Raw genomic sequence first — 19,384 nt, 5'->3', positions numbered from 1 at the left:
CGTCGCCCTTGGCTTTGCGGGCACGCTGGTGGTGATCCGCCCCGGCGCAGGCGTCTTTCACCCGGCGATTTTTCTGGTCCTCGTGACCAGCACCGCCTTTGCGCTGCGCCAGATTCTGTCCCGCCTGCTCAGCGGGGACGAACCGATCCTGACCACCATCGCCTATACCGGGCTGACCGCCAGCCTGCTGCTGACCATCCCCCTGCCCTTCATCTGGACCACGCCAGCCGACTGGCGGGTGGTTCTGCTGATGCTGGGAACCGCTGCCACCGCCGGCATAGCCGAGCTTGCGATCATCCGCGCATTAGAGCTGGCGCAGGCGGTCGTGCTGGCACCGGTCCAGTACACGCTGATGATCTGGAGCACGCTTTGGGGCTTTCTGGTCTTTGGCCAGCTTCCCGACCGCTGGACCGTCGCGGGCGCGGTGATCATTGCGGCATCGGGGGCCTATAGCCTGTGGCGCGAATACCGGCTGGGGCGGCGGTTGCCAGCGGCGCTGCCGGGTTAGCCCGCCATCCGCCATGCTGCACCGCAGCACTTGCATGACAGGGGGCAGTTCCGATAGTTTGCGGCGCAGCCAGCGTCAGGGAGGGCCAGATATGCAGATTTGCCGCGATACGCGGGCAATGCGAGGTTGTGTGGCCGCCTGGCGGGCCGAAGGGCAGCGAATCGCCCTGGTGCCTACCATGGGCGCGCTGCATGAAGGGCATCTGTCGCTGGTTGCCCATGCGCGCGACTGGTTGCAGGCGCGCGGCGGCGGGCGGATCGTGGCCTCGGTCTTTGTGAACCCGACGCAATTCGGCCCGAACGAAGATCTGGACAAATACCCCCGCGACGAGGGAAATGATCTGCGCCTGCTGCGTCAGGCGGGCTGCGACGGGGTGCTGCTGCCCCCGGTCAGCGAGATTTATCCCTCGGGCGCGCAAACCATCGTCGAGGTGACAGATCTGTCACGCATCCTGATGGGTCGGCTGCGCCCGGGTCATTTCCGGGGCGTGGCGACGGTCGTGACCAAACTGTTCAATATCGTCCAGCCCGACGCAGCCGCCTTTGGCGAAAAGGACTACCAGCAACTGACCCTGATCCGGCAGATGGTCGGCGACATGCTGATCCCGGTCGAGATCGTCGCCGTGCCCACCATGCGCGAGGCGGACGGGCTGGCCATGTCCTCGCGCAACCGCCGCCTGTCCCCCGAAGATCGCGCCGCCGCCCCGGTCCTGAACCGCGCGCTGGACCGCGCGCAGGCAATGATCGCCCAAGGGGAAACGGTTGCCGCCATCGGTCGCGCCATCCGCCAGACCCTTCAATCCGAACCGCGCGCCGAGATCCGGTCTATCGACATCCGCGACGCCGCCGATCTGTCGCGCGTCACCCGTATCAGTCACCCGGTCGCAATCCTGCTGGCCGTGCGCTTTGGCGACGTGCTGCTGATCGACCAGCGCGTTGCCCATCCCTGAAGGAACCCGCCATGTCCGCCCAAGCCCCGGTCAAACGCGTCACAGCCCCCCAGATCACCGCACGCAAGGGCGATGTGCCCATCGTCGCGCTGACCGCCTACAGCGCACCCATGGCCGCCGCCATCGACCCGCATGCCGAGGTGATCCTGGTCGGCGACAGCCTGGGCATGGTGGTCCACGGCCTGCCCTCGACCATCGGCGTCACGCTGGAGATGATGATCATGCACGGTCAGGCCGTCATGCGCGGCAGCCAGCGCGCCATGGTGGTGATCGACATGCCCTTTGGCAGTTATGAAGAAAGCCCGCAGCAGGCCTTTCGCAACGCCGCCCGGATCATGTCGGAAACCGGCTGCGGCGCCGTCAAGCTGGAGGGTGGCGCGCGCATGGCCGAAACGGTGGCGTTCCTGACCGAACGCGGTATCCCGGTGATGGGCCATGTTGGCCTGACTCCGCAGGCCACGCTGCGACTGGGGGGGTTCAGGACGCAGGGCCGCGATCAGGAAAGCTGGCCCGCCCATATCGCCGACGCGCAGGCGATCGAACAGGCCGGTGCGTTCAGCATCGTGGTCGAGGGCGTGATGGAGGCGCTGGCCGACCGGATCACCGAAGCGGTGGCGGTCCCCACCATCGGCATCGGCGCGTCGAACCGCTGCGACGGGCAGATCCTCGTCCTGGACGACATGCTGGGCCTGTCGGGCCGGGTGCCGCGCTTTGTGCGCAAATTCGGCGATCTCGGCCCCCGCGCCGATGAGGCCATCGCCGCCTATGCCGCCGCCGTCCGCGACCGCAGCTTTCCAGGCGAGGGCCAGACCTACCGCTGAGGCCGCGACAGCGGGTGCCGCACCGGGATGGCACGCCTGTGCCACACTGCCGGGCATTTAGGTTTGGCGGCACCGCCGCAGATTTGCGTCCCGCGATGGCCGGGGGAGTTGCACCCCCCGGACCCCCTGCAAGCGCCGACGGCGATCCGGGCGCCTGTCGGCGGGGTGCACCATGTTCCCAATGCTCACGTTGCAGACCCTGTCCGCACCGCACGATCAAAACGGCATGACGATAGCTGACGGAAGCCGATTCCTGATGACAAGCACGACAAAGGGCCGGTAAACCCCTGCGGGGGCCGCTGGTATCGGCTTGCAGGATTGGCGGGCCGCGACCAGCACCAGAGCGACCAGCCGCCGGGATCGTGGTAAAGGGGGGGGACGGGCCAGGCAAAGCCCGGCCCGTCGCTACCGCCCGGCCCAAGGCGCGCTTCGCACGCGGTCGCCCAATGAAGCAAGAACGTGTGGCCAAATCCTCGGGCCGCCGCAACGCCAGCAACGACAGGCCGCAATTTGCCAAAGCCGGCCTCGCTTGCGGGCAGCGGGGGGTCCGGGGGGCGCAGCGCCCCCGGCCGTCGCGGGACGCAATCTTGCGGCGGTGCCCTTGCGTAACGGCATCGGGAAATACGCGGCGGCGGGCAGTTGCGTTATAACTGACGGAAGCCAGCCCCCTGGAACCCGAGGGAGAGAGCCCGACCCATCAGTCAGGCCAGCCCTATTATCTATGCTTCGCCGGGGCCGCCGGTATCAAGCGTCACGCCGCTGCTCAATCGCCGGAACTTCAGGCATTGCGTTTGCAGGCAAGGGGGCGGGTCGGCCGAAGGCGCGCGCTTCGCGCACGGTTTGCGCTTTTGGCGATGAATCTGCCAGCATTCAGGGCCGATCATGTCATTTCACAGCGTAATACGCATAGCCCACGACATCCTGAAACCCCAGCGAACGATACAGTGCCACCGCACCTGTGTTCGCCCGGCTGACGGCAAGGGCCAGACGCCCGGCCCCCTGCCCCGCCGCCCAATTCGCGGCCCGGCGCACCAGCCAGCCTCCCATCCCCTTGCGTCGCCAGCCGGGCAGAACCTCAAGCCCGTGCAGCATGGCAACACCGTCATGAACCGCGACAAAGCCCGCGCCGACCGCGCGGTCCTCAAGCCGCCCCAGCAGAGAAACCTTGGGCTGGGGCGCATGCTCCATCACTGCTTGCCGGGCGACCGAGATGTTGCCCTCGGCCCAGATTTCGCGCTGGATCGCCATGGCAGGCCAGACGGTAAAGGCCGTCACCGGAGGAATGGGCCGGTCATCCAGCGCCGCGATCACCGCCGCCATGATCAACGTCGGGTTTTCACGCTGCAACCCACGCGCCAGCAGCGCTTCGGTCAGGCGGGTATCATCGTCCCGCGCGCGAAACAGCGGCCGCTGCCTCCAGCCGCGCTGAACCGCGATGGCCGCATCCATTCCGGCATCGGTCCAGTCCGCCAGCGCGCGGGCCGAACTGACCCGCCCTCCGCCGCCAAACCCGCGCCCCACACGGAACCCGCCCGTATCGGCATATTCAGCCGCAGGCCATGTCGCCTCGAAGGCATTTGCAAGTGGTTGATCCATCACAGTCCCAGCCTCTGCCGCAGTTCCATCATGGCAAGGCGGACTCGCCCCACATCCAGCCCCCGCACGACAAGATGCGTGCCAAAGCCGTCCTTGTCGTGGAACGGATAGGATCCCAGAGACAGATCGGGGAAATCGCCCGCCACGGCCCGTAGATCCTCGGCCACATCGCTTTCGCCGCGACGGACCTCGACCGATTGCGACTGAACGGGCCGCCCGCCCGGCAGGCGCGGCAACAGCCAGTCCACCATGGCGCGGAACACCTCGGGGACGCCGGCCATCACATGCGTGTTGCCTATGGAAAAGCCAGGTGCCGCAGATACGGCATTGTCGATCAGTGTGGCCCCGACCGGAATACGCGCCATGCGCAGGCGGTTGGGCGTCAGTTCCATCCCCATCCGGTCGCAGCGCGCCTGCAGGATGGCGCGGGCCTGCGGGTTGACCTCGACCGTGGTGCCATGCGCGGCGGCCACGGCATCGGCGGTGATGTCGTCATGGGTCGGCCCGATCCCGCCGCTGGTGAACAGCAGGTCAAAGGCCCCGCCAAGGCTGCTGTCCAGCGCCCTGATGGCGGCAACGATCTGGTCCTGATCGTCGGCCACCACGCGGATTTCGCGCAGGTCAAAGCCCGTCGCGGACAGCACCTGTGCCAGATGATGCGCATTTCCCTCGCGCGTGCGGCCCGACAGGATTTCGTCACCGATCACCAGAATGGCTGCTGTTGGGTTGTCTGACTGCATGAAACCGGCCCCTTTTTTGCCTGCTTGTGTTTTATGCCGTCCTGCGGCACTGGAACAAGGGCGCCTTCGGGTCTATCTAATGGCCCAGACGAAAGGATCAGCGATGGACGACGAAAGCCGCATCACCCGCGAGGGTATCCGCATTCATGTGCCGCAGGATTTCGCGGGCATGCGAAAGGCCGGGGCGGTCGCCGCGCAGATCCTGGACGAGGTCGGCCCGCTGGTCGAACCCGGCGCGACCACTGGTATGCTGGACGATTTCATTCGCAACCGGGTCGATGAACTGGGCGCCACCTCGGCCACCATCGGCTATCGCGGATATCAGCACGCAAGCTGCATCAGCGTGAACCATGTGGTCTGCCATGGTATTCCGGGTGACAAGGTTCTGGGCAATGGCGACATCCTGAATATCGACGTGACGGTGATCGTCGATGGCTGGTATGGCGATACCAGCCGGATGTATGTCGCGGGCAAACCCTCGATCAAGGCGCAGCGGCTGATTCAGGTCACACATGATTCGCTGATGAAAGGGATCGAGGTCGTCCGTCCCGGCGCCACCTTCGGCGATATCGCCGCCGCGATCCAGCAATATGCCGAAGGCCACCGCATGTCGGTGGTGCGTGATTTCTGCGGGCACGGTCTTGGCCGCGTGTTCCACGCCCCGCCGAATGTGCTGCATTTCGGTCGTGCGGGCAAAGGCCCCGTGCTGGAGGAAGGAATGTTCTTCACCATCGAGCCGATGATCAATCTTGGCCGCCCGGAAACCAAGGTGCTGGCCGATGACTGGACCGCCGTGACGCGCGACAAGTCGCTGTCGGCGCAGTTCGAACATTCCATCGGTGTCACCGCCGACGGGTTCGAGATCTTCACCCCCTCGAACAGTTTCTTCCCAAGCTTCGACTAAATCCCGGCCAGCGCCCTTGCAGCGCATCAGAGACCGACGGAAAGGCGGATATGCATCCGCTTTCCGGCGATCACTGATGCGTTGCCTTTGCGCCGGATTCCGGTTTATCTTTGCTGTACGGTTACCGCACGTCGCGGTTGTAACCATGGGACAGCGGAACCGGCATGATCAAGCATCTGACCATCCTGCCCGGTCCGCCTTTCCAGCCCCACCTCTTCCCATGAACGACTGACCCATATGCGCCTGAACACCTTCTATGCGGCTCTGCTGTTCGCCCTGTCCGTTCTGACCATGATCCTGCTGCGGCCGCTGTTGCCCATCGACGAGACGCGCTATGTCGCCGCCGCGTGGGAAATTTTCAACGGCTCGTCGCCTTTCGTGCCGCATCTGAACGGCGCGCTTTATACGCACAAGCCGCCCCTGCTGTTCTGGCTGATCGATCTGGTCTGGCTGGCCAATGGCGTCAGTACCTTGGCCGCGCGGCTGGTTGCGCCGGGTTTCGCGGTGGCCTCGGTCATCATGACGGGGATGCTGGCGCGGCGGCTGTGGCACGACGACCCGGACCGGGCGGGACGTGCGGCACTGATCCTAGCGGTGTCGCCGGTTTTTCTGCTGTTCGGATCGTCCACGATGTTCGATTCGATGCTGACGGCGGCGACGATGCTGGCCATGCTGGCCATGTGGTCGGCGATCCGCGATCACAGCAGGCGGCCATGGCTGCTGCTGGGTGCCGCGATGGCCCTTGGCGTTTATGGCAAGGGGCCGGTCATTCTGGTTCACATCATGCCGGTGGCGCTGCTGATGCCGCTTTGGGCGGACCCTGCGGGCCGCCCGGCCCTTGCGCGATGGTACAAGGGGTTGGGGCTGTCGGTTCTGGTGGCGCTGCTGCTGGTCGCGCTGTGGCTGGTTCCGGCGCTGATCCTTGGCGGCGAAGAATACCGGACCGAGGTTCTGTGGCGTCAAAGCGCGGGCCGCGTGGTGTCGTCCTTTGCGCATCAGAGGCCCGCGTGGTTCTTTCTGGCGCAGCTTCCGCTGTTGATCTGGCCCTTCGGCTGGACTTGGGGCGGGCTAAAATCCTTTTCGCCCCGCACCCTTCTGGGCAGCGCGCAATCGCGGATGGTGGCACTTTGGTTCCTGTCGGCGCTGCTGGCCTTTTCGATGATCAGCGGCAAGCAATCCCACTACCTTCTGCCCGAGCTTCCGGCCCTGGCCCTGCTGTTATCGGCTGCGGCACCGCGCAGGCAGGCGAAGCCGCTGGATCTGTGGATGTCGGTGCCCGCCATCGCCTGCGCGCTGGTCATTCTGGCCGCGCTGTTCGGGCAGATCCCGGAACTGGAAAGCATGGGCTTCAGTCAGCCGGTCCTGGCCTCGCTGCTGGGGCTGGCGGTCATCGCCATTGGCATCGCGGGGTTCCTGCGGCTGCGCTCGGGCCTGATCGGACTGGCCGCGCTGCCGCTGGCAATGATGCTGGGGCTGCATTTCGCCGCGCAGCCGCTGTTGTTCGCGCGCTATGACATGACTCCCATCGCCGCCGCCATCAGCCCCTATCGCGACAAGGGCATCGCGGTCGCCGACGGTTCCTATCACGCGCAGTTCAACTATACCGCCCGGCTGACAAACCCCGTCGCCCGGCTGCGCGACGCCGATCAGATCGCCGCCTGGCTGGCACAGCATCCCGGCGGTGTCCTGCTGTCCCAGAAGGACGACATCCCCGCAGGAATGCGCACGGCCGGGGTCTTGCCTTTCCGCAATGACAATTACACCATGTTCGTATCCAGCAAGGCCACTCAATGACTGTTCTGATTACCGGCGCCGCAGGTTTCATCGGTTTTCACCTTGCCAGCCTGCTGCTGGATCAGGGCAGGCAGGTTATCGGCGTGGACAGCCATAACGACTATTACGACCCGGCACTGAAAGCCGCGCGCGAGGCGAAACTGATCACGCGGCCCGGCTATGTCCCGGTGCGCGGCAAGGTCGAGGATCCGGGCCTGATGGCGGGTCTTTTCGCGACCCACCGGCCCCGGATCGTCGTGCATCTGGCCGCGCAGGCGGGCGTGCGCTATTCTATCCAGAACCCGCGCGCCTATATGGAAGCCAACATGATGGGCAGTTTCGAACTGCTGGAGGCCGCGCGCGCCCATCCCCCGCAGCATCTGCTGATGGCCTCCAGCAGTTCGGTCTATGGCGCGAATACGCAAATGCCCTATCGCGAGACGGACAAGGTCGATCTGCAACTGTCGGTCTATGCCTCGACCAAGAAATCGAACGAGGCCATCGCGCATTCCTATTCCCACCTGTTCGGCCTGCCGATCAGCATGTTCCGCTTTTTCACCGTCTACGGACCTTGGGGGCGGCCCGACATGGCCCCCTATCTGTTCACCTCGGCACTGTTCGAAGGCAGGCCGATCAAGGTGTTCAACCACGGCAATATGCGGCGCGATTTCACCTTTGTCGGCGATCTGGTCCGGGCGCTGCGCCTGCTGATGGACGTGGCCCCGCAGCGCCCTGCGGATGGCACCGTGCCCGATGGCGACAGCCTGTCCCCCGTCGCGCCGTGGCGAGTGGTCAATATCGGCAATGGCAATCCGGTCGAGCTGATGGATTTCATCCGCGCGCTGGAATCCGCGTCGGGGCACGAGGCGGTGCTGAACATGATGCCGATGCAGCCGGGCGACGTGCCCGCGACATGGGCCGACACCGCGCTGCTGCGCCGCCTGACGGCTTACGCGCCGCAAACCTCGGTCACGGACGGAACGCGGGCCTATGTGGAATGGTTTCGCGGCTACTATTCTGCTGGCTCGGGGGTGTGACACGGATCGACACAAGGGGCCGCATCGGTCCCGCATTGATCTGGATGAAAAAGCGCTTTACTTGACGGCATTTCTAACGCTGACTCAATGGAAATACGCATCTCAGGAGGTATATCCATGGAGCTTCACGTCTGGCTTGCATTCGCATCGGCTTCGATCGCCCTGCTTCTTGTTCCCGGACCGACCGTATTGCTGATCCTGAGTTATGCCATCAGTCAGGGACGACGGGTTGCATTGGCAACGGTCGCGGGCGTCGCTGCGGGCGATCTGATTGCCATGTCCGCGTCTCTGGCAGGGCTGGGGGCATTGGTGCTGACATCCTCCAAACTGTTCCTTCTGCTGAAATGGGTCGGAGCGGTCTATCTCGTCTATCTTGGTGTCAAACTGTTCCGCAGCGCCCCGGATGCTGCATTGGGAACGCTGGAAGATGCGCCACCCGCGTCACCCGGCAAGGTCTTTGCGCATTCAGCGGCGGTGACGGCGCTGAATCCCAAGTCTATCGTTTTCTTCATCGCTTTCGTGCCCCAGTTCATCAACCCGCACTCTGCATTGGCGCCGCAATTCGGACTGCTCATTGCGACCTTCGTTGGCTTCGCGGCGGTCAACGCGCTCGCCTATGCTTTTCTCGCCGATAAGCTGCGTCAGAAGATCACGCGTCCTTCGGTATTGCCGTTTCTGACCAGATTGGGCGGCGGAGCCCTTGTCGCAATGGGAGTTGCAACCGCCACAATCCGCCGTTCCTGAGATCGGCACCCGCGGCCAGTTGCCGGGCCGACTGTTCATCCGTCGCCCCGACGGGGCAATATCCGCGCCTCCGGCCCTGAGGAACGGTCATTCGTCAGCGTGGCCGGTGCAGGCCATCCGGATAATTTTCAGGACAGGCTTTTGCCGGCCTGCCAGAAAACTTCTGGCCGTCCTTCGGCACGGCAGACCGTGCGGGCGGCGATGAACAGCAGGTCGCTGAGGCGGTTCAGATAGGCCAGACCCGAGCTGCCGGGTTGCGTGTCCGTGGCAAGCGCCGACAGCAGGCGGCGTTCGGCGCGGCGGGCGACGGTCCGGGCGACATGCAGCGCGCCGACCGCCACTGATCCGCCAGGCAGGATAAATTCCCGCAGCGGCGGCAGGCTGGCGTTCATCTGTTCCGCGATGACGTCCAGCCGGTCCACATGGGCCTGACTCAGCAGGACGGCGCCGGGCCGGGACAGCGCGGCACCCAGATCGAACAGGTCGTGCTGTACCAGCGTCAGGGCCTCGCGCAGCGCATCGGTATCCTTACCGGCAGAAACAAGACTTTGCGCCAGCCCGATCTGGCTGCCAAGTTCGTCAAGCGTACCGATAGCCTCGATCCTTGGCGTGTCCTTGTCCACGCGCGAGCCGTCCGACAGCCCCGTCTTTCCCCCGTCGCCGGTGCGGGTCACGATTTTCGACAGCCGGTTTCCCATGTCAGACCTCCGATGGCTGGACCAGATCCTGGTGCAAGGCCGCCCGGAATCGCACTGCGTAATCCCGATAATGCGGCAGGGTGTTGCTGATGATGGCGCGTTTGCGGGCGTCCATGGGGCCAATCGGGCGGGCAGGTCGCCCGGCCCAGACCTGCCCGCCAGTCAGCCTCTGGCCCGGCTCGGTCTGGGTACCGGCGGCCACCAGAACGTCGCTTTCGACAAGCGTTCCGGCGGCGATCAGCGATCCGATCCCGACCAGGCTGCCGGTGCTGATCACGCAATCGGTCAGGGCGACATTGTGCCCGATGGTGACATCCGGCGCGATGATCACATCGGCGGCCTTGCAGGTGATGGTGCTGTTGTCCTGCACGTTCGACCCCTCGCCGATGACGATCCGGTGCGCGCCCGCGTTCAGGCGGCAGCCATACCAGATGCCCACCCCCTTACCCACCGAGACCGCGCCGCGCAGTTGCGCCGACGGGGCGACAAAGCAGTCCAGAGCCCCCCGCGCGCCACCGTCCTTGCGGTCCTTCCGGCTGCCGCCATTGCGGATTTTCTGGTGATAGCCCTCAAGTTCAGGGGCCGGAACCCGCGCGACCGGCTTGGCGGGGCTGCCGGAATACAGCCAGCCGCCCGGCAGGTCGCTGCGCGGATAGACCACGGATCCCGCTGCGATCACCGCCCCCGCTCCGATGCGAGAGCCGTCGAGGATGACGGCCTCGCGTTCGACCACGCATCCATCCTCGACCGTGCAGGCGTGGATGACAGCCCCCTGCCCGACCGTAACCCGGTCGCCGATATGCGTGGGATAAAGATCATGGGCGATATGCACGGTGGCATGGCTGCCCAGACGAAAATCCTCGCCGATATGGATATAGTGACCATCGGCCCGGATCACCGACCAGGGCCCAAGCCAGGCATCCCGGCCAAGGGTCACACGGCCCAGAACGGCCGCGCCCTCGCCGGCAAAGGCCGGATCGCCCTTGATGTCCGGAGAGGTGCCGCCGTAATCAGCGCGCAGGGGTTGAAGGTATTCCGCCATCCGATTTCCTTCTGTTCATATAGCGAAGGGCCTTTTCGGTTTCGTCCGTGGCCATCGCCTCGATTGCGTCGCGCGAAAGGTGATCAAGGATAGCAGCGCAATACAGCCTGTCCGCATCGGAAATCGCGGCACCCATCGCGCGGGCCAGCAAAAAGCGCCGCGCGGCAAGCTTGCCATGACCCAGCCGGACACTGTGCGCCAGCAAGGCCCCCGCCGCCCCGGAATCCCCTGCCCTCACCTGCGCCGACAGGGCCTGCGCCTGTTTGCGAAGCGCCCCCATCGGTCAGAAAACCGGCGTCTCGCGATAGACGCCCCAGATGCCTTTCAGCCTTTCGACGATGTCGCCCATCGTTGCACCTTCCCTGACCAGTTCGATGGTGACGGGCATCATGTTCTGCGTGTCGTCGCCGGCCACCTCGGCCAGCTTGTCCAGCAGCTTGGCGATCCGCGCCTCGTCGCGGTTTTCGCGGACCGAGCGGGTCCGGGCAATCTGACGGTGAGCGGTGGTTTCGTCATAGGGGTGAACCTCGATCTTGACGTTACTTTCGTCCAGAACATAGCGGTTCACCCCGATCACCGGCTTTTCGCCCGACTGCTTGCGCAGCGCAGTTTCATAGGCGAAATCGGCGATGTGTTTCTGGAACCAACCTTCCTCAATCAGCTTGATGGTACCGCCGCGCTGTTCGATCTCGTCCAGAATTTCAAAGATTTTCTTTTCGTAGTCATTGGTCAGGCTTTCGACGAAATAGGAACCGCCAAGCGGATCGACCACCTGCGTGACGCCGGTTTCATCGGCGATCACCTGCTGGGTGCGCAGGGCCAGTTGCATGGCGTGTTCGGTCGGAATGGCGAACGCCTCGTCATAGCCGTTGGTGTGCAGCGACTGCGCGCCGCCCAGAACAGCGGCCAGTGCCTGCGTGGTCGTCCGCATCACATTGACCATGTATTGCGGCTTGGTCAGCGAGGCCGCCGCCGTCTGGCAATGAAAGCGCAGGCGCATGGATTCCGGTTTCGTCGCGCCAAAGCGTTCCTTCATGATCTTGGCGTAACACCGGCGCAGGGCGCGGAACTTGGCGACTTCTTCAAAGAAATCCGCCTGACAGACAAAGAAAAACGCCAGACGCGGGGCGAAATCGTCCACATTGACGCCGGTTTTCAGCACCTCCTCGACATAGACGATCAGATTGGCCAGCGTGAAAGCCGCCTCGTGGATGGGCGAGGATCCCGCCTCGGAAATGTGATAGCCCGAGATGTTGATCGGGTTGTAACGCGCCATCGTCGCGGTGGTATGGCCGATGATGTCGCGCACGATCCGGACCGAGGGCGCGATGGGATAGATATATTCCTTCTGCGCCATATATTCCTTGAGAATATCGGCCTGAACGGTGCCCGACACCTTGTTCAGATCATAGCCGCGTTCCTCGCACAGGGCGATATACATCGCCAGCAGGATCCACGCCGTCGGGTTGATCGTCAGCGAGACCGAAATCTTTTCAAGGTCGATCCCGTCCAGCAGCGCGCGCATGTCGGCCAGCGTGTCGATGGCCACGCCCTCGCGGCCGACCTCGCCGTCGGACATGGGATGATCGCTGTCATAGCCCATCAGCGTCGGCATGTCGAAATCGGTCGAAATGCCGGTCTGGCCCTGTTCGATCAGGAATTTGAAACGTTTGTTCGTATCCTCGCCCGTGCCGAAACCCGCGATCTGGCGCATGGTCCAGTTGCGGCCCCGGTACATGGTCGGATAGGGGCCGCGTGTGAACGGGTACTTGCCCGGCAGGCCGATATCCTCGGCGGGGGTGTCGGCGATGTCGGCGGCGGTGTAGGTCCGTTTCACCGGGAAATCGCCAAGCGTGAAATACTGTTCCTTCGTCTCGGGCGCGCGGGCGACAAAGCTTGCGACCTCGTTTTCCTCCCATGCGCGGGCGCTGGCCGCGATGTCCTGGGGCGTGGATTGGCTGATCGTTCTAGGCATGGGTGCTCTCCGTCGAGAATTGTTGCACGATGGCGCTGGCCGCCGCATAGGGATCGGTCTGGCGCGACGCGACGCGCGCAGCCTGCGCGTTGAATGCGCCCTCGGCGCGCAACCGTTCAAGCATCAGGGTTTCTGCCGCCTTGTGCAGCCGAAAGGCCGAGATCTGCGCGTGGCGCAGAACCCCGGCCTCGCCTTCAAGGCTGGCAAGATGGCGTTCGAAGCTGGCAACCAGTTGTTCAAAGCCCTCATCCGCAACCGACGAGGTGCCGATGACCGGGGGCAGCCAGCCCCGGTTCAGCGCCCCGCCGATGCCATCCTTCAGCATCATCTTCAGATCGGTCAGCGTACGGTTCGCATCGGAACGGTCGCATTTCGAGACGACGTGAATATCGGCAATCTCAAGAATGCCGGCCTTGATGGCCTGAATCTCGTCGCCCAGACCGGGGGCCGAGACCACAACCGTCGTATGCGAGGATTTGGCGATCTCGACCTCGTCCTGACCGACGCCGACGGTCTCGATGATGATCTTGTCAAAGCCCGCAAGGTCAAGAATATCGACCACATCCAGCGCCGCATGCGCCATGCCGCCCACCGCGCCCCGTGTCGCCATCGAACGGATGAAAACATCCGGGTCCAGCACCAGTTCCGACATACGGATCCGGTCGCCAAGGATCGACCCGCCGGAATAGGGGCTAGAGGGGTCAATGGCCACGACCGCGACGCGCAGCCCGTCATCGCGCAGCCGGCGCACCAGCTTGCCGACCAGCGTGGATTTGCCCGATCCGGGTACGCCGGTAATGCCGATGACATGGGCCCGCCCCGCACGGCGATAGATCTGTCCGATCGCGTGGCGCATCTCGGGCAATCCGGCCTCGGCGCGGCTGATCAGCCGCGCGATGGCCCATGTCTCGCCATTGGCGGCAAGTTCGATCAGGTCGGATGACGGGATGTAGGCGCGGGTCATCAGGACGATGCCTCCAGATGGCGGGCCCGCATCTCGGCAAAGGCGCGCCGGTCATCGACCACGCGCTTTGCCTTGAAATCCGTGCGCGGATGGGTGTTCTGCGCGACGATCTCGATCCCCGCGCGCAGCCCCAGCAGGTTGTGCAACTGCGCGGCCACCGTGGCATGAAACGCCTTGCGCACATCCTCGCCGCGCGCCCAATGGTCCTGATCCAGTTCAACCGAGATCAGCATTTCGTCCATCGTGCCCTCGCGGGTGATGAAGATGCGATGCTCGCCGCCATAGCCCGCAAGCTGCGTCAGCGCCGCCTCGATTTCCGACGGATAGACATTCTCGCCCCGTATGGTGATCATGTCGTCGATCCGGCCGATAATCCCCATGGGAAGCTGCGGATAGGTCCGGCCACATGGCGCGGGATCGTCGGACCAGACTGTCAGATCGCCGGATTCCAGCCGGATCATCGGCTGCGAGCAGCGTTCGAGATGGGTATAGACGGGCGTTCCGCGCTGCCCATAGGGCACACGGCAATGCGTGATCGGATCGCAGACCTCGGTATAAACGATGTCCTGCCAACACATCATGCCGTGGGTCTGCCGGGAACCGGCGACGTTCATCCATGGCGTCATCTCGCCCATTGAGCCGCTGTCATAGACGCGCGCGCCATACAGATCCTGAATCCGGTCGCGGATCGAAGGGATCGATGCCCCCGGCTCGCCCGAGAAGAACATGTATTTCAGCCCGAACTTGCGCGGATCGCGCCCGTCCCTGATGGCGGTTTCCGCAAGGTGAATCGCATAGGTCGGCGTGCCGTAGAAGCCCGCCGGTTTCAGAATGTCCAGCCATTGCGCACAGCGCGACGACATGCCCGCAGCCCCCGCCCCGAACGGAAAGGCCTTGGCCCGCAACCGTTCGGCACCCGCCAGCGCCCCCCAGCTTCCCATGTAAAGGCTGAAGATCGCCGCGACGCAGATCGTGTCGCCGGGACGCATGCCCATTGCCCACATGATCCGGGCATGGGCGTTAGCGATGGCCTGCCAGTCCTGCTGCGAAATGCCAAAGGCGGTCGGGCGGCCGGTGGTGCCGCTGGTCCCGTGGACGCGAAAAACCTGATCTTCGGGAATGCACAGGTAATCCCCGAACGGAGGATGCGCCTCTTGCGCGGCCCGCAGTTCGGCCTTTTTCGTCACGGGCACGCGGGATTCGAAATCCTCAAGCGTTTTCAGTTGCGACGGATGAAACCCGGCCTCGTCCCATTTCCGGCGGTAAAAGGGCGCATGTTCATAGGCATAGGCACAGACATCCCGCAGCCGCTGAAGGATCGCCGCCTCGCGGTCGGCGACTGGCATGGTCTCGCGATGCGCAAACCAATAGGGGCTGTCCGCGTCGGGAAAATAGCTATCATCATAGCGCGGCGGCCAGGACCACTGTTCCATGCCAGCCGACATCACCGCGCCCCCCTGGCTTCTACCAGCGCGGTCAGCGTGTCGATAATCTGCTGCGGCGGAGTATCCTGAAGCAGAACCTCGGCCACGCCCATCTTTTTCAGTTCAACGACATCCTCGTCGGGCATCACACCGCCCGCGACAACGATCATGTCCTCGACGTTTCTGTCCTTGAGCAGCGAGAAAATCTTGGGAAAGACGGTCATCTGCACGCCCGACAGCAGGCTGACGCCAAGAATGTCCACGTCCTCCTGCACGGCGGCGGCGACGACCTCTTCGGGGGTGCGGTGAAGCCCGGTATAGACGACATCCATGCCGCCATCCCGCAGCGTTCGCGCCACCACTTTTACGCCGCGATCATGGCCATCAAGGCCAACCTTGGCAAGCAAAACCCGGATCGGTGCGGACATGTCATCCCCCTCCCAATTGACGTGTTCGAAATTTCGTATACGAAACACGAACGCTTGCCGAGTGTCAATCCTGATCTTATGTTAAACGCCGGGAGGGACCGGGGATGCATTGCCAGAGGGGCAGGAAATGGAAGCACTGACACAACGAAAAACGCTTGTCGAACAAGCCTATGATGCCCTGCTTGAGGCAATCTGCAACGGCGACATCCAGCCAGGAGAACGCCTGAATCAGGACGAACTGGCCGAGAAACTGAACGTCTCGCGACAGCCGGTAAACAGCGCGATTGCCATGCTCAAGGCACAGCGATTCGTGCAGGACACCGGCAAGCGCGGCGTCATCGTGGCCCCGATCGACCAGACCCTGTTCGATTCGATCTATCAGTTCCGCACCGCCGTGGAACCCTTGGCGGTGCAACTGGCGACGGTGCGCATGACCAAAGAGGCGGTATCCATGGGCCGCGACATCATCGCGCGCGGCAAAAGCCATGTCCAAAGCGGCGACCACGCCTCGGCCCTGCGCGCGGACATGGATTTCCACAACCTCATCTATATGCTCAGCGGCAATATCATCGTCGCCGACACGATGAACCTGAACTGGCGGCATCTGCAACGATCCATGAGCCAGGTTCTCAGCGTTCCGGGTGCCACGCTGCGCGTCTGGAAGGAACATGACCAGATCTTCATGGCCATGGTGCGCGGCGAGGCGGATCATGCCGCCACGCTGATGCGAGAGCATATGGAACATGCCGCGCCACGATCCCTGAAATTCGCAGCGCCAGAGGACGGGTAACGGGATGGCACGGTCTTTCACAAGCGCGGCGCTGATTGCCCGGATACTGAAGGCCCGAGGCACCGGCCGGGTCTTTGCGCTGTGCGGCGGGCATATCATGCCGATCTGGATGGCGCTGGATGACGAAGGGATCGAAATCGTCGGCGTCCGCGACGAACGCTCGGCGGTGATGATGGCCCATGCCCATGCGGCGGTGACGGGCGGGTTCGGGGTAGCGCTGGTAACGGCAGGACCGGGCGTGACCAATGCCATGACCGGGATCGCCAATGCGCATGTCAGCCGGATGCCCGTGCTTGTCCTGTCAGGCGTGCCGCCCGCTCCGCAGGAAAACCGGGGCGCGTTGCAGGACATGTCGCACACCGCGCTTGTCGCCCCGATCACCCGCCACGCCCGGACGGTTCGTCATGTGAATGCCGTCGCGCGCGAACTGGACGCGGCCATCGCGGCGGCGCTTGGGCATTTCGGCGAACCGGGTCCGGCCTTTGTCGATTTCCCCGTCGATCTGCAACGCGACACCGTGCCCCCCGCGCTATGCTGCGGCGAACATATCGCCGGGGTGGAACGGCCCCGCACCCGCCCGCTTGACCACGACATTGACAAGGCGGCGCGGATGATCGCGGCTGCCGCGCGGCCTCTGGTCATTTCGGGACGCGGGGCCAACGGGGCGGCTGAGCAACTGGCGGGCTTTCTGACCGCATCCGGCGCGGCCTATCTGGACACCGGCGAGACAAGGGGGATCGTTCCCGACGACCACCCCACGCATGTGGGCGCGCTGCGGGCCCGCGCGATGTCCGAGGCCGATCTGGTCGTGACCGTCGGACGCAAGCTGGATTTTCAACTTGCCTATGGATCGCCCGCGATCTTTGGCGCGGCGCGCTTTCTTCGCATCTCGGACCAGCCGCAAGAGCTGTTCGACAACCGGCTTGGCGATGCCGTTCTTGCCGGAGACCCTGGCGAAACCCTGACCGCACTGACCGCGCGGCTGACAACCGCCGCAACCCCGCCCCGTGACTGGGTCGCCACGCTGCATGCCGGGCATATGGCGCGGATCCAGCGGCTTGCATCGGCGCTTGGCTCTGCCCCCGACGATGAAAATGGCCACATGCACCCCAACCGGCTGCTGGGTGCCTTGCGGGAACGGCTTGATCCCGATGCGGTGGTCATCGCCGATGGCGGTGATTTCCTCAGCTTCGCCCGAGTTGCCCTGCCCTGCCGAACCTATCTGGACCCCGGACCGCTTGGCTGTATCGGGGTTGCCACGCCCTTTGCACTGGGTGCCGCCATGGCTGCGCCCGGTCGTCAGGTCGTCGCCGTCACCGGAGACGGCGCATTCGGGTTCACAGCGATGGAACTGGATACCATCGCCCGACACCCGGTTCCGCTGATGATCGTGGTCGGCAATAACGGATCATGGGGCATCGAGGTACGCGACCAGATGCAGCGCTTTGGCAAGGAGGTCGCAACGCGTCTGCAATTCGCCGATCATGCGGCAATGGCCCGCGCCTTCGGTCTGAAAGCCTGGAGGGTCGAAACCGGCGACATGCTTTCGCCCGCCCTTGACGCAGCCTTTGCAGCCATGTCGCTGGGTCAGCCGGTGCTGCTGGACGTGATCGTTTCCGACAAGGCCGCCTCGTCCGACAGCAAGTCTGGCCTGGCATGGGTGCCCGATCATCAGGCGCTGCAAGCCTGGGACAAGGCCGAGCGGAACTGGCTGGGATATTGACCCGGCCAGACCGGCACCGCGCCCGCCCCCATCCTGACATGACCGCAATCAGGCAACGGCAGCATTGACTCCCAATCAAATTTAGTATTTCGTATACGAAATTTGATTGGGGAGGGGAATCATGACAAAAACAAGCATTCTGACGGCGGCCGCAGCCGCCTCGCTGGCTTTTGCGGGAATGGCCAGCGCCGAAAACCTGCGCTGGAAGATGCCGGTCGCATTCGGCACGAACCTTCCCGGTCTTGGATCACCGGCACCATGGGTTGCGGACAAGCTGACCGAGGCCTCTGACGGTTCTATTCAGGTGCGCGTCTATGAGCCGGGCAAACTGGTTCCGGCTTTCGACATCCTGCAAGCCGTCTCGGACGGCAAGATCGAGACGGGCTATACATGGATCGGATATGATCAGGGCAAGGTTCCGGCGGTCCCGCTGTTTGCGGCTGTGCCCTTTGGCATGAAGCCCTGGGCCTTCACCGCATGGTATTATTACGGCGGCGGGCATGACATGCTGCAAGAGGTCTATGCGAATGCGGGCTTCAACGTGCATGCGCAGCTTTGCGGAATCATCGGGCCGGAAACTGCGGGCTGGTACAGAAATCCGATCACCAAACTGGACGATTACAAGGGCATGAAAATCCGCTTTGCCGGGCTGGGGGGCAAGGTGCTGGAAAAGCTGGGCGCGTCGGTGACAGTGCTGCCCTCAAGCGAACTGTTTCAGGCGCTGGAAAAGGGCACCATCGACGCAACCGAGTTTTCGATGCCCACGATTGATCAGGCACTTGGGTTCGATCAGGTTGTCAAATACAATCTGTTCCCCGGCTGGCACCAGACCTTCACGGCGCAATATCTGCTTGTCAGCAATGACGAATGGGCCAAGGCGACAACCGCACAAAAGGCGCTTGTCGAGGCCGTCTGCACCGGGGCCGTCACCCGTGCCCTGGCCGAAGGGGAATATCTGAATGGCGCGGTATTGGCCGGCTTTCAGGAAAAAGGCGTGCAGGCCGACCAGATCCCGGCTGACATCCTTGCGGAACTGAAGGCCGTCACCGACGAGGTTCTGGCCGAAGAGGCCGAAAAGAACGCCGACTTCAAACGCGTTTACGAAAGCCAGCAGGCATTCCTTGAATCCTATGCGATCTGGGACAGCCGGGCCTATCTGCCCGGCAATCCCGAATAAGGGCCGTCACGCCGGGGGCAGCACCCACCCATGCCCGCCCCCGGCGTCAGCGTCTTGTCTGTTCCTTCGGACGCGGATGAAAGGAAAGCTT

At 63.9% G+C, this 19,384-nt stretch carries 19 protein-coding genes; 10 read left to right on the top strand and 9 right to left on the bottom strand.

What is annotated here, in order from left to right; all coding sequences use genetic code 11:
- The 3 genes from ACK5L9_RS00300 to panB form a co-directional block, all read left to right on the top strand.
- A partial coding sequence (locus ACK5L9_RS00300; RefSeq protein WP_416909447.1) for a DMT family transporter occupies positions 1 to 508 on the top strand: 508 nt, incomplete at its 5' end.
- Positions 509 to 542: 34 nt separating this feature from the next.
- Positions 543 to 1,457, top strand: a complete 915-nt coding sequence (panC, locus tag ACK5L9_RS00295) for a pantoate--beta-alanine ligase (protein WP_416909446.1) — start codon at positions 543 to 545, stop codon at positions 1,455 to 1,457.
- An 11-nt stretch (positions 1,458 to 1,468) separates the two neighbouring features.
- The gene (gene panB, locus ACK5L9_RS00290) at positions 1,469 to 2,278 is read left to right on the top strand and encodes a 3-methyl-2-oxobutanoate hydroxymethyltransferase (RefSeq protein ID WP_416909445.1); all 810 of its coding nucleotides are present in this window, start codon (positions 1,469 to 1,471) and stop codon (positions 2,276 to 2,278) included.
- 885 nt (positions 2,279 to 3,163) lie between these two features.
- Here the strand turns inward: panB and ACK5L9_RS00285 are convergent.
- Positions 3,164 to 3,874 (bottom strand): GNAT family N-acetyltransferase, encoded by a 711-nt coding sequence (locus ACK5L9_RS00285; RefSeq protein WP_416909444.1) that lies wholly within the window; start codon positions 3,872 to 3,874, stop codon positions 3,164 to 3,166.
- On the bottom strand, positions 3,874 to 4,614 hold the full coding sequence (locus ACK5L9_RS00280; RefSeq protein WP_416909443.1) for a competence/damage-inducible protein A: 741 nt from the start codon (positions 4,612 to 4,614) through the stop codon (positions 3,874 to 3,876). Before ACK5L9_RS00280 ends, ACK5L9_RS00285 begins: the two co-directional genes overlap by 1 nt.
- A 103-nt stretch (positions 4,615 to 4,717) precedes the next feature.
- Between ACK5L9_RS00280 and map the strand changes: the two genes are divergently transcribed.
- From map to ACK5L9_RS00260, 4 genes are all read left to right on the top strand, one after another.
- On the top strand, positions 4,718 to 5,518 hold the full coding sequence (map, locus tag ACK5L9_RS00275; RefSeq protein ID WP_416909442.1) for a type I methionyl aminopeptidase: 801 nt from the start codon (positions 4,718 to 4,720) through the stop codon (positions 5,516 to 5,518).
- A 237-nt stretch (positions 5,519 to 5,755) separates the two neighbouring features.
- The gene (locus ACK5L9_RS00270) at positions 5,756 to 7,312 is read left to right on the top strand and encodes an ArnT family glycosyltransferase (RefSeq protein WP_416909441.1); all 1,557 of its coding nucleotides are present in this window, start codon (positions 5,756 to 5,758) and stop codon (positions 7,310 to 7,312) included.
- Positions 7,309 to 8,328: an NAD-dependent epimerase/dehydratase family protein gene (locus tag ACK5L9_RS00265; RefSeq protein WP_416909440.1), complete on the top strand. Its 1,020-nt coding sequence runs from the start codon at positions 7,309 to 7,311 to the stop codon at positions 8,326 to 8,328. Before ACK5L9_RS00270 ends, ACK5L9_RS00265 begins: the two co-directional genes overlap by 4 nt.
- Positions 8,329 to 8,445: 117 nt before the next feature.
- Positions 8,446 to 9,072: a LysE family translocator gene (locus tag ACK5L9_RS00260; RefSeq protein ID WP_416909439.1), complete on the top strand. Its 627-nt coding sequence runs from the start codon at positions 8,446 to 8,448 to the stop codon at positions 9,070 to 9,072.
- 128 nt (positions 9,073 to 9,200) lie between these two features.
- On the opposite strand, the gene ACK5L9_RS00255 is transcribed toward ACK5L9_RS00260, so the two are convergent.
- The 7 genes from ACK5L9_RS00255 to ACK5L9_RS00225 are packed head-to-tail and all read right to left on the bottom strand — an operon-like array spanning position 9,201 to position 15,603.
- Entirely contained in the window at positions 9,201 to 9,770 is a 570-nt protein-coding gene (locus ACK5L9_RS00255; RefSeq protein ID WP_416909438.1) for a cob(I)yrinic acid a,c-diamide adenosyltransferase, read from the bottom strand.
- 1 nt (position 9,771) lies between these two features.
- On the bottom strand, positions 9,772 to 10,812 hold the full coding sequence (locus ACK5L9_RS00250; RefSeq protein ID WP_416909437.1) for a gamma carbonic anhydrase family protein: 1,041 nt from the start codon (positions 10,810 to 10,812) through the stop codon (positions 9,772 to 9,774).
- The gene (locus ACK5L9_RS00245) at positions 10,781 to 11,092 is read right to left on the bottom strand and encodes a hypothetical protein (RefSeq protein ID WP_416909436.1); all 312 of its coding nucleotides are present in this window, start codon (positions 11,090 to 11,092) and stop codon (positions 10,781 to 10,783) included. Before ACK5L9_RS00245 ends, ACK5L9_RS00250 begins: the two co-directional genes overlap by 32 nt.
- Before the next feature lie 3 nt (positions 11,093 to 11,095).
- Entirely contained in the window at positions 11,096 to 12,787 is a 1,692-nt protein-coding gene (locus ACK5L9_RS00240) for a methylmalonyl-CoA mutase family protein (RefSeq protein WP_416909435.1), read from the bottom strand.
- A complete protein-coding gene (gene meaB / locus ACK5L9_RS00235) occupies positions 12,780 to 13,751 on the bottom strand; it encodes a methylmalonyl Co-A mutase-associated GTPase MeaB (protein ID WP_416909434.1) in 972 nt (323 codons plus the stop codon). Before meaB ends, ACK5L9_RS00240 begins: the two co-directional genes overlap by 8 nt.
- Positions 13,751 to 15,196 carry a phenylacetate--CoA ligase family protein gene (locus ACK5L9_RS00230; RefSeq protein ID WP_416909433.1) on the bottom strand — a complete coding sequence of 482 codons (1,446 nt, stop codon included), beginning with the start codon at positions 15,194 to 15,196 and terminating at the stop codon, positions 13,751 to 13,753. Before ACK5L9_RS00230 ends, meaB begins: the two co-directional genes overlap by 1 nt.
- Positions 15,196 to 15,603, bottom strand: coding sequence for a cobalamin B12-binding domain-containing protein (locus ACK5L9_RS00225; protein ID WP_416909432.1), 408 nt, complete (start codon positions 15,601 to 15,603; stop codon positions 15,196 to 15,198). Before ACK5L9_RS00225 ends, ACK5L9_RS00230 begins: the two co-directional genes overlap by 1 nt.
- Before the next feature lie 127 nt (positions 15,604 to 15,730).
- On the opposite strand from ACK5L9_RS00225, the gene ACK5L9_RS00220 reads away from it, so the two are divergent.
- From ACK5L9_RS00220 to ACK5L9_RS00210, 3 genes are all read left to right on the top strand, one after another.
- Positions 15,731 to 16,393: a GntR family transcriptional regulator gene (locus tag ACK5L9_RS00220; RefSeq protein WP_416909431.1), complete on the top strand. Its 663-nt coding sequence runs from the start codon at positions 15,731 to 15,733 to the stop codon at positions 16,391 to 16,393.
- Between the two features lie 4 nt (positions 16,394 to 16,397).
- Positions 16,398 to 18,116, top strand: coding sequence for a thiamine pyrophosphate-binding protein (locus ACK5L9_RS00215; RefSeq protein WP_416909430.1), 1,719 nt, complete (start codon positions 16,398 to 16,400; stop codon positions 18,114 to 18,116).
- A 121-nt stretch (positions 18,117 to 18,237) separates the two neighbouring features.
- Positions 18,238 to 19,293 carry a TRAP transporter substrate-binding protein gene (locus ACK5L9_RS00210; protein ID WP_416909429.1) on the top strand — a complete coding sequence of 352 codons (1,056 nt, stop codon included), beginning with the start codon at positions 18,238 to 18,240 and terminating at the stop codon, positions 19,291 to 19,293.
- The last annotated feature ends 91 nt before the right edge of the window (positions 19,294 to 19,384 follow it).

It is taken from the genome of Paracoccus sp. (in: a-proteobacteria) (genome assembly GCF_047973135.1).
Lineage (GTDB): Bacteria > Pseudomonadota > Alphaproteobacteria > Rhodobacterales > Rhodobacteraceae > Paracoccus.
Note: the sequence above shows the minus strand (reverse complement) of the source record. Positions and strands in the feature narration are given on the sequence as shown.

Bases quoted from the DNA above. Each gene is read 5' to 3' on its own strand.
- panC (WP_416909446.1), top strand. From the start codon at position 543: ATGACAGGGGGCAGTTCCGATAGTTTGCGGCGCAGCCAGCGTCAGGGA.
- panB (WP_416909445.1), top strand. From the start codon at position 1,469: ATGTCCGCCCAAGCCCCGGTCAAACGCGTCACAGCCCCCCAGATCACC.
- ACK5L9_RS00285 (WP_416909444.1), bottom strand. From the start codon at position 3,874: ATGGATCAACCACTTGCAAATGCCTTCGAGGCGACATGGCCTGCGGCT.
- ACK5L9_RS00280 (WP_416909443.1), bottom strand. From the start codon at position 4,614: ATGCAGTCAGACAACCCAACAGCAGCCATTCTGGTGATCGGTGACGAA.
- map (WP_416909442.1), top strand. From the start codon at position 4,718: ATGGACGACGAAAGCCGCATCACCCGCGAGGGTATCCGCATTCATGTG.
- ACK5L9_RS00270 (WP_416909441.1), top strand. From the start codon at position 5,756: ATGCGCCTGAACACCTTCTATGCGGCTCTGCTGTTCGCCCTGTCCGTT.
- ACK5L9_RS00265 (WP_416909440.1), top strand. From the start codon at position 7,309: ATGACTGTTCTGATTACCGGCGCCGCAGGTTTCATCGGTTTTCACCTT.
- ACK5L9_RS00260 (WP_416909439.1), top strand. From the start codon at position 8,446: ATGGAGCTTCACGTCTGGCTTGCATTCGCATCGGCTTCGATCGCCCTG.
- ACK5L9_RS00255 (WP_416909438.1), bottom strand. From the start codon at position 9,770: ATGGGAAACCGGCTGTCGAAAATCGTGACCCGCACCGGCGACGGGGGA.
- ACK5L9_RS00250 (WP_416909437.1), bottom strand. From the start codon at position 10,812: ATGGCGGAATACCTTCAACCCCTGCGCGCTGATTACGGCGGCACCTCT.
- ACK5L9_RS00245 (WP_416909436.1), bottom strand. From the start codon at position 11,092: ATGGGGGCGCTTCGCAAACAGGCGCAGGCCCTGTCGGCGCAGGTGAGG.
- ACK5L9_RS00240 (WP_416909435.1), bottom strand. From the start codon at position 12,787: ATGCCTAGAACGATCAGCCAATCCACGCCCCAGGACATCGCGGCCAGC.
- meaB (WP_416909434.1), bottom strand. From the start codon at position 13,751: ATGACCCGCGCCTACATCCCGTCATCCGACCTGATCGAACTTGCCGCC.
- ACK5L9_RS00230 (WP_416909433.1), bottom strand. From the start codon at position 15,196: ATGTCGGCTGGCATGGAACAGTGGTCCTGGCCGCCGCGCTATGATGAT.
- ACK5L9_RS00225 (WP_416909432.1), bottom strand. From the start codon at position 15,603: ATGTCCGCACCGATCCGGGTTTTGCTTGCCAAGGTTGGCCTTGATGGC.
- ACK5L9_RS00220 (WP_416909431.1), top strand. From the start codon at position 15,731: ATGGAAGCACTGACACAACGAAAAACGCTTGTCGAACAAGCCTATGAT.
- ACK5L9_RS00215 (WP_416909430.1), top strand. From the start codon at position 16,398: ATGGCACGGTCTTTCACAAGCGCGGCGCTGATTGCCCGGATACTGAAG.
- ACK5L9_RS00210 (WP_416909429.1), top strand. From the start codon at position 18,238: ATGACAAAAACAAGCATTCTGACGGCGGCCGCAGCCGCCTCGCTGGCT.